The sequence below is a fragment of the Streptomyces albicerus genome (assembly GCF_008905045.1).
GTDB classification, from domain to species: domain Bacteria; phylum Actinomycetota; class Actinomycetes; order Streptomycetales; family Streptomycetaceae; genus Streptomyces; species Streptomyces albicerus.
On sequence record NZ_VWMY01000014.1, the window covers coordinates 185,532 to 192,904 of the forward strand.

A 7,373-nucleotide genomic window follows, 5' to 3' on the forward strand; every position below is an offset into this window, starting at 1 on the left:
GGGGACACGATCAGGGCGGTGCGGCGCTCGGGCTGCACGCCGTTGAGGCCCCTGTCACGCTGGGCCACGCGCAGAAGTCAGGCTTGTAGCGGTGACCACGGTCACGGCCGCGCGGGTAGCCGGCGTCGACGGCACACCCGCCAACGCCGAAGCCAGCCGCCCAACTGAACGATCGAATTCCTGGGGACCGGGAACTGGCCGAGCAGATGATCGAGCGGGCCCGCGTGCCAAGTGTGCCTTCAACGGGCGCGGCGCCTATGCCGAGCGGGTCAGGGCGACTCGAACCCTTCGCTAGGCCGTGGTGATCGAGTGGCCTCGCATCCCGTCGGAGTGTTCGCGAAGGAGAGCCGTGGCATCAGGGCGTCGCGTGAGTTGTCGTAGCTTGGTGCGGCTGCTGTGCTCGACGAGGATCGGCACGTAGTTGGCGATACGAGCGTTGCTGAGCGGCTGATAGCAGTCCTGCACCACGTCCCGCACGACTGCGGCTGTCAGCAGGTTGGCGTAAGAGGCCGTCAGTCGGTCTGTCAGCTCCTGAATGGTGTCAGGTAACGCAGACTCGGCCGTGTTCGCGCCCATGGCGCGCTCCTCACTGTCACTGACGGCCGACCGCGGCATCCGATCAGTATCCGGGTGCTCGGCGTCGGCCTGTCCACTTCCCACACTTGCACGGATCACGTCCTTGGAACGGCCCACCGGATTTGTTCATCAGCTCGACATCTCGGTTCGGTAGACCTGCGGGCTGGGCGGCCGACGGAATTCACGGTACCGGCAGTCCCGATTGCCTCGTTCACAGCTTCAGCAGGTCAGGCGACCGGGTGCCGCTGTCGCCTTCGGCGCCGGAGGCGCACGACTGATCGGCGCAATCCGGGGAACCCTGCGGGCAGCGGTGCAGCCACCGGGATCACGTGTGGTTCGCCGCCCACCGGCAGGAGTAGACAGATGCTGGCACTCGTCGCGGCCGCACTCTTCGTCATCGCCTTCGTCATCCGCGTCACCGAGACGTCGACAGAGGTGATCTTCAGCCCGACGAGCCTCATGCTTGTCGGGCTTGCTTTCCTCGCTGTGCACTCGGCCGGCGTGGGATCAGGCTGGTCCGCGCGGGGAAGCGGACGTCGGCGCTGAGGTGGGCGATGCGTTCCATCCACTTGTCGACGGATGCGTACGTGGAGTCGCCACGGATTGCCCGTCAGCCGGGCTGAGTTGCGCCCGGATCAGGCGATCAGCGCCTCCAGCTGGTGGCTGTCCAGATGCCGCGGAAGGGCGATGGCGCTGAGTCCTTGCCCGGCCCGCCTCGCAGTTGTTCCGCACGTCCGGGACATTCGATCACCGGCATGCCGACTGAGCCTCACGCCTCAGCTGTTTGACGCAGCGCGGCCGCCTCACCCGGGCAGTCGCGCCCGTGTCTGCCCGCCCGGGGCTCCAAGCGGTCTTGGCGAGGTCCGGTGCGGTACCGCGGCCCGTACGGGGCGCGGGGCTGTGACATATGCGGCTCCGCCGCGTGCGCGCGCCCAGCCCTCACCGGCCCACAGGTTCATCACTGTGCTTCCGGTGGAGCGCTTAGTGCACCCGGTCCTCGCCGCTCTCTGGCGTGTCCTCGTCCGGCAGGTGCACATCGTCGACGGCGATGTTCACTTCGACGACTTCCAGGCCCGTCATCCGTTCCACCGCCGCGATCACGTTCTCGCGGACTTCCGCGGCGATGTCGGTGATGCTTATCCCGTATTCGACGACGATCTGGAGGTCGATGGCGGTCTGCTTCTCACCGACCTCGACCTTGACGCCGCGCCCAGTGCTCGAGCGCCCTCCCGGGACCCGGTCGCGTACCGCGGCCATGGTGCGAGTGAATCCGCCGCCCAGTGCGTTGACTCCCGGGACCTCGCGTGCGGCGATCCCGGCTATTTTCTCCACCACCCCGTCCGCGATGGTCGTCCGGCCGCGGGTCCCCGGCGGTTCCTGAGGCCCGGGCCGTGCGGCCTGCAGCATCGTGCCCACGCCGGTGCGGGACTCATCGGGACCGGCCTTCTGCAGGGTCGAACTGTTCGGCTCCGTCATGCGAAGCCACCTCCTCGGGCGATGCACGGACTGCCCTTACGGGGCGGCCGTCGGTTGCCGCGTTTCCGCGCTGCCTTCCCAGTACCGTGCAGGGCACCGGATATGCCCGCGTTGCATCACGTCTTGGCGCCTTCCAGGCGGGGGGAACGAACGGCTTCCGGCCGTCCGTCGGACCGGGATGAGAACTATGCTGCTGTACGGACGTCCCAGACCCCGGCGGCTTGTCGTTGCCCGACACGGATGGTGCAGGGAGCGGACCTTTCGTTCGTCACCCGGCGCATCCCTGAAGAGAACTGGGTGGGTCCTCTGTCCTGTCGCACAGGCTGTCGGACCGGCCGTTGCTTCACCTCCGCCGAACGTACGTCCCTGCCGGGAGCGGGCCAGGGGGCCGGGAATCCCGGCGTCACCGTGTGCGCTGCCGGATGGTCGTGAGAACCGAGGCAGCATGCCCATCCCACAGCTCACCGTCTACCGCCATGACCGAAGGAAACGGGCACTGATCACCCTGTCCGGTGAAATCGACCTGGAATCGACTCCACTGGTGCGCACGGCACTGGAGTGGTGTCTTGGCGACGGTATCCGCACCATCGATGTCGACCTCACCCCCGTCACCTTCTGCGACTGCAGCGGCCTCAACGCCTTCCTGCACGCCTCCCGGCAGACCACCCTGACGGGCGGGATCCTGCAACTGCACCACCCGCCACCGATGCTGGCCAAGCTGGTCGACCTCGCCGGCTGCGCGTTCCTGCTCCTCGGCCTTCCGTTCGGGCACCTGTCACCTCCTCTCGGGGATGCCCCGGCCGCGCCGCACCGGCATGTTCCGATGGTGCCTGTCCTCTCGGGCGATGTGCGGTGACGGCCCGAGACCACTCTGGCGGGAGAGACTGACCTGGCCACAGCATCGCCGGCGCGCGCATCGCCGACGGATGCCTGAGCCACGGCATCCGCACCATCGATGGCGGCCTCACGGCATCCCGGGTCCCGCGACGCCTGGACACGGTCCGTAGCGGTCACCGGAGGAGTACGCTGGGGTTACCGAGAGTATTTCGCGCACCGGCCTCCAATGCTCGTGTCGTTTTCGGCGATTGGCTACGCCGGGCCGGTTCCGACCGGTCCGGAGCAGGGTTCGCATCATGACCGCGACCGTTTCGTACGCGCCGACACTCGAAGACCGGCCCTCCCCTCCGTATCTCCGCATGTCGCTGGCTCCCAGCGGTTCCGCACCGGCTCTGCTGGACGGCGCCTGGTGGCCCCGCACCCGCGATCTCGGGGCGGAACTTCCTTCACTGACAGCCGTGCTCGATCCGCTGTGGGGGCGGATCACCAAGGTCGCGGTCAATCCCGCACACTGGCCGACCGTCCCGCGCAAGGTGCCCGTCGACGGGCATGTCGTGAAGGTGGGCTCGTTCCTGGCCGAGCAGGACCCGCACCAACTGTTGCTCCTCTCCTACCGTGTGGGCCGCTGGGACCTGCTGGTGATCCCTCCGCAGACGACTCCCGTCTCGGCCGCCTGGCTGATGGCCGCCGCGAGCGACCCACTGCGCACGTCGACCTCGAGCCAGCTGATGGAGGAGGCGGCGCGCCTGCGCACAGTGTCCGAGACGGACCGGGCCGTGGAGGCGGTCTGGGACTCCGAAGGAGGCCATGAGGCAGGCGGTCCACCCTCACGTCCACGGATCCCGGCAGTCGCAGCTCCGGTACTCGGCATCCCGTCAGTCACTCCTCCGAATCCGGCCAAGGGGATGTGAGGGCCATGGAGACCTTCGTGACCGTGGTGGTGCTCCTGGCGATGGTCGCCTTGGGCGCGTTCCTGATCCACCGGCTCAACAACCAGCACGACGAGCGCATCGCCGCTTTCCGCTACAGCCGCTCCCGGCCGGCTGCCCGGGGGCCCGCGCCATCGGCCCCGCAGCAGGTTCGCGGTCGCGCCGCAACGCGCGGTACCGGTGATCGCCAAGACCATGGCGACGGGGGACGCAGGCGACTCCGGCTACGGCGCCGGGCCCGGACACAACGGAAGTGAGTCATCATGCTCCCCGCCCATCTCCTGGCAGACACCAGCAGTGAGCCGGTGCTTCCCGGCACCGCGGTCCTGCGGATGGAGACGACACCCAAGCGCACGGGAACATTCGACGGCGCGTGGTGGCCACGGTCCCGCGACATCGGAAGCCAACTGTCCGGCCTGGTCATCGCACTGACGGCCCGGCTGGGCAGCATCGCCCGCGTCGGCCTCGACACGAGCGACTGGGACGAGACTCCGGGCCATCTGGTCGTCGCGGGCCATACGGTCCGTATCGACTGGTCCGCCGTCGGGGACAACACGATGATCGTCACCCGGGGCGACAAGGACCATTTCCTGTTCCTGGTGATCCCTCCACAGACGGCCCCCTCGCCCGCCCGCGCCGCGATGGCCATGGCCGTACGGGACTACAACGCCGTCTCGGCCGAGCATGTTCTCGCCGCCGCCGGTATCACCCGGTCCCGCCGGGGTGACATACCGCCCGGCTCTCCCCACTAGCTGGACCAGCGGGAGCCGCACCGCTCAGCAATCGCACAACCCGCAGCCCAGGACCCCGGCCGCCGCACCGCAGACGACAGGCCGGGGTCTTCCCGCGCCGTGTGCTTCCCGGACCGCTCGGGTTCAGGGACACCATCGACGTAAGGAATGTGAGAACCATGGGTGTTCTGATCACCGTGCTGGCGGTGTTCGCCGTGGCCGGGCTGATCCTGCTCGCCATGAGCCTGCGCAGCGTCCAGCAGTACGAGAAGGGCGTGGTGTTCCGCTTCGGACGGCTGCTGCCGGACATCCGCGGGCCCGGCCTGCGTGTCATCCGGCCGATCGGGGACAAGATGCGGAAGGTGTCCGTACAGACCGAGGTCCTCGGCATCCCGCCACAGGGGTCCATCACTGCCGACAACGTGACGCTCACCGTGGACGCGGTCGTCTACTTCCGGGTCATCGACCCGGTCAAGGCACTGGTGAACGTACGCAACTACCCCAGCGCCGTCTCCCAGATCGCCCAGACCTCACTCCGTGCGGTGATCGGCAGGGCCGACCTGGACACGCTCCTCTCCGACCGCGACCACATCAACGCGGAGCTCAAGAAGGTGATGGACGCCCCCACCGAGGAACCCTGGGGACTGCGCATCGAACGCGTGGAGATCAAGGACATCGCCCTTCCGGAGTCGATGATGCGCTCCATGTCCAAGCAGGCCGAGGCCGAGCGTGAACGCCGTGCCCGGGTCATCGCCGCCGACGGTGAGTACCAGGCGTCCCAGCGGCTGAGCGACGCCGCGGCGACCATGGCCGACACTCCGGGCGCTCTCCAACTGCGCCTGCTGCAGACCGTGGTGGACGTCTCGGCGGAGAAGAACAGCACTCTGGTCATGCCGTTCCCGGTGGAGATGCTCCGCTTCTTCGAGCACAAGAGCCGGGAGACTGACGGCGAATCCACGCACCGGAGCATCGCGCGCCCTGCACTCCCCGAACTCCCCGAACTGACCACCCCCAGCCCGCCCACCACGCCCACCTTCTCGCTGCGTGGAGAGCCGGTCGGCTCTCTGAGCGGAGAGCGGGTCGGCTCCCGCGGCGAGCGGATCGGCAATCGTGCGGCAGCGGCCCGGGAACAGCGGGACAACTGGCCGACACCGGCGGACTCCGACTCCGGCGCGTCAAGTGCCCACAGCTGATCTCCCGCTGGTCCCCGGCAGTCGTCGGGTGGGCGCGACCCTCCGGGGCGGCGAACCGTCCGCCATGGACGCGGTGCGGTTGCGTCGGGTCAACCGCCGGCTGGCACAGGGCATGGGTGGGGAGCTGGCGGATCTGTACAAGGCCTCCCGCGCGAAGTCACCCCGTGAGGCGTACCGCCGTCCCGGCCGCCGGCACTTTCTGAACCGCCTCGCCGCCGACATCCGTCGGCCGGGGTTCGCCATGGTGATCGCGGAGACGGACCACCCGGTGGGATGCGCCTTCGGCTTCCCGATCCGCGGCGACGGCTTCCGGTGGCCAGGGTTTGACGGAGCATTACCGCACGGCATCGGGCAATTCACCGCGTCAGGAAGCGTCTTCGCGATCACCGACCTCCTGGTCCGCCCGCACCCGCAGGACCAGGACGTGGCCCGCCGGTTGCAGGAGCGGCTGCTGACCGACCAGCAGGCGGCACTCGGCGCCACCCTGGTGGACCGGACCGATCACCCCACGCTCACCGCGCTGCGCTGCTGGGGATGGCAGGACGTGGCAGAAATCTGCAGGCCGAGCAGCGCCACGGTGCTGCGGGTGCTGGTCCTGCCCGTCGGGGAACCGACCGACGCGCGGGTGGAGGGCCCGGCGCACGAGGCCTGGACGCGGTGGCGCGGGTGAGCTCCCCCCGCCGGTCGGCCCGGATCCAGGCGCTGGTCGCCGAGCAGGCGGCCCAGCGCGGCGCCCGGGTCGGCGTGGTGGACGTGTGCACCGCGGCCGTGGCCGCGCTGCCGGTCGGCGGGGCCGGGCTGTCGGCGATGTCCCGGACCGCGACAAGCCATCCGCTGTGCAGCACCGACACCATCAGCGAGCAACTGGAGGAGCTCCAGCTCACCCTGGGCGAGGGACCCTGCGTGGACGCCTTCACCCAGGGTTTTGCCATCCTGACGCCCGATCTGCTGACCGGTGCACTGCAGGACCGCTGGACCGTGTTCGCGGATGCGGCGCTGGAAGCCGGAGCGCGCGCCGTCTTCGCGTTTCCCCTGCAGATCGGGGCGATCAGCCCGGGAGTCCTGGACCTGTACGCCAACGTGCCGACCGTGCTGAACGCCGAGGAGTTGGCCGACGCGCTGGCCTTCGCCGACCTAGCCACGCTGCTCCTGCTCGATACGCGGATCGACGAGACGGGCGCGCCGACCGGCCAACCGTTGCCGGAGAGCAGCGTCGAGGAGCTGGGCGGCTACCGGGCGGAGATCGACCAGGCCACCGGCATCCTCACCGTCCAGCTCGGCGTCGGCATCGACGAAGCCTTCGTCCGGCTCCGCGCCCACGCCTATACGCAGGGACGCCGGCTCGCCGACGTGGCCGCCGACGTGGTGGCCCACCGGCTCCGCTTCTCCCCGGACACAGAACCCAGACGGACCGACGGACGGACCAACGAGGAAACCTGACGCACCGGTGCCATCCGATGAAACGTGCTGCACTTCCCGCCCCTTCCCGGCAGGACCCGTCCCAAGCGAGGGTGTCACGATGAATCAGCAGCTCCTGGCCAAGACCTTCGTCGAACTGGCCGACAACCTGGTCGCCGACTTCGACCTCATCGACTTCCTGCGCCTGCTCACCGACCGCTGCGTCGGCATGC

Annotated in this window: 10 protein-coding genes; 8 read left to right on the top strand and 2 right to left on the bottom strand. The window is 69.1% G+C overall.

The window, feature by feature from the left end:
• Nucleotides 1-291: 291 nt before the first annotated feature.
• On the bottom strand, nt 292-576 hold the full coding sequence (locus GAS53_RS14745) for a three-helix bundle dimerization domain-containing protein (RefSeq protein ID WP_192583115.1): 285 nt from the start codon (nt 574-576) through the stop codon (nt 292-294).
• 363 nt (nt 577-939) lie between these two features.
• Here GAS53_RS14745 and GAS53_RS14750 point away from each other — a divergent pair, with 363 nt between their 5' ends.
• Nucleotides 940-1,122, top strand: a complete 183-nt coding sequence (locus GAS53_RS14750) for a hypothetical protein (protein WP_151477998.1) — start codon at nt 940-942, stop codon at nt 1,120-1,122.
• A gap of 435 nt (nt 1,123-1,557) precedes the next feature.
• On the opposite strand, the gene GAS53_RS14755 is transcribed toward GAS53_RS14750, so the two are convergent.
• Entirely contained in the window at nt 1,558-2,052 is a 495-nt protein-coding gene (locus tag GAS53_RS14755; RefSeq protein ID WP_151477999.1) for an Asp23/Gls24 family envelope stress response protein, read from the bottom strand.
• Between the two features lie 445 nt (nt 2,053-2,497).
• Here GAS53_RS14755 and GAS53_RS14760 point away from each other — a divergent pair, with 445 nt between their 5' ends.
• From GAS53_RS14760 to GAS53_RS14790, 7 genes are all read left to right on the top strand, one after another.
• On the top strand, nt 2,498-2,908 hold the full coding sequence (locus GAS53_RS14760; RefSeq protein WP_151478000.1) for an STAS domain-containing protein: 411 nt from the start codon (nt 2,498-2,500) through the stop codon (nt 2,906-2,908).
• Nucleotides 2,909-3,185: 277 nt separating this feature from the next.
• Nucleotides 3,186-3,800, top strand: coding sequence for a DUF5994 family protein (locus GAS53_RS14765; protein WP_151478001.1), 615 nt, complete (start codon nt 3,186-3,188; stop codon nt 3,798-3,800).
• A gap of 5 nt (nt 3,801-3,805) precedes the next feature.
• On the top strand, nt 3,806-4,075 hold the full coding sequence (locus tag GAS53_RS14770; protein ID WP_151478003.1) for a hypothetical protein: 270 nt from the start codon (nt 3,806-3,808) through the stop codon (nt 4,073-4,075).
• A gap of 6 nt (nt 4,076-4,081) precedes the next feature.
• Nucleotides 4,082-4,570 (top strand): DUF5994 family protein, encoded by a 489-nt coding sequence (locus tag GAS53_RS14775; protein WP_151478005.1) that lies wholly within the window; start codon nt 4,082-4,084, stop codon nt 4,568-4,570.
• Between the two features lie 158 nt (nt 4,571-4,728).
• Entirely contained in the window at nt 4,729-5,742 is a 1,014-nt protein-coding gene (locus tag GAS53_RS14780; protein WP_151478006.1) for a slipin family protein, read from the top strand.
• 28 nt (nt 5,743-5,770) lie between these two features.
• The gene (locus tag GAS53_RS56265) at nt 5,771-6,412 is read left to right on the top strand and encodes a hypothetical protein (protein ID WP_225858918.1); all 642 of its coding nucleotides are present in this window, start codon (nt 5,771-5,773) and stop codon (nt 6,410-6,412) included.
• Nucleotides 6,409-7,182 carry an ANTAR domain-containing protein gene (locus GAS53_RS14790; RefSeq protein WP_404829224.1) on the top strand — a complete coding sequence of 258 codons (774 nt, stop codon included), beginning with the start codon at nt 6,409-6,411 and terminating at the stop codon, nt 7,180-7,182. Before GAS53_RS56265 ends, GAS53_RS14790 begins: the two co-directional genes overlap by 4 nt.
• Nucleotides 7,183-7,373 lie beyond the last annotated feature (191 nt).

Excerpts from the sequence above, each read along its gene's own strand:
- GAS53_RS14745 (WP_192583115.1), bottom strand. The coding sequence starts at position 576 with ATGGGCGCGAACACGGCCGAGTCTGCGTTACCTGACACCATTCAGGAG.
- GAS53_RS14750 (WP_151477998.1), top strand. The coding sequence starts at position 940 with ATGCTGGCACTCGTCGCGGCCGCACTCTTCGTCATCGCCTTCGTCATC.
- GAS53_RS14755 (WP_151477999.1), bottom strand. The coding sequence starts at position 2,052 with ATGACGGAGCCGAACAGTTCGACCCTGCAGAAGGCCGGTCCCGATGAG.
- GAS53_RS14760 (WP_151478000.1), top strand. The coding sequence starts at position 2,498 with ATGCCCATCCCACAGCTCACCGTCTACCGCCATGACCGAAGGAAACGG.
- GAS53_RS14765 (WP_151478001.1), top strand. The coding sequence starts at position 3,186 with ATGACCGCGACCGTTTCGTACGCGCCGACACTCGAAGACCGGCCCTCC.
- GAS53_RS14770 (WP_151478003.1), top strand. The coding sequence starts at position 3,806 with ATGGAGACCTTCGTGACCGTGGTGGTGCTCCTGGCGATGGTCGCCTTG.
- GAS53_RS14775 (WP_151478005.1), top strand. The coding sequence starts at position 4,082 with ATGCTCCCCGCCCATCTCCTGGCAGACACCAGCAGTGAGCCGGTGCTT.
- GAS53_RS14780 (WP_151478006.1), top strand. The coding sequence starts at position 4,729 with ATGGGTGTTCTGATCACCGTGCTGGCGGTGTTCGCCGTGGCCGGGCTG.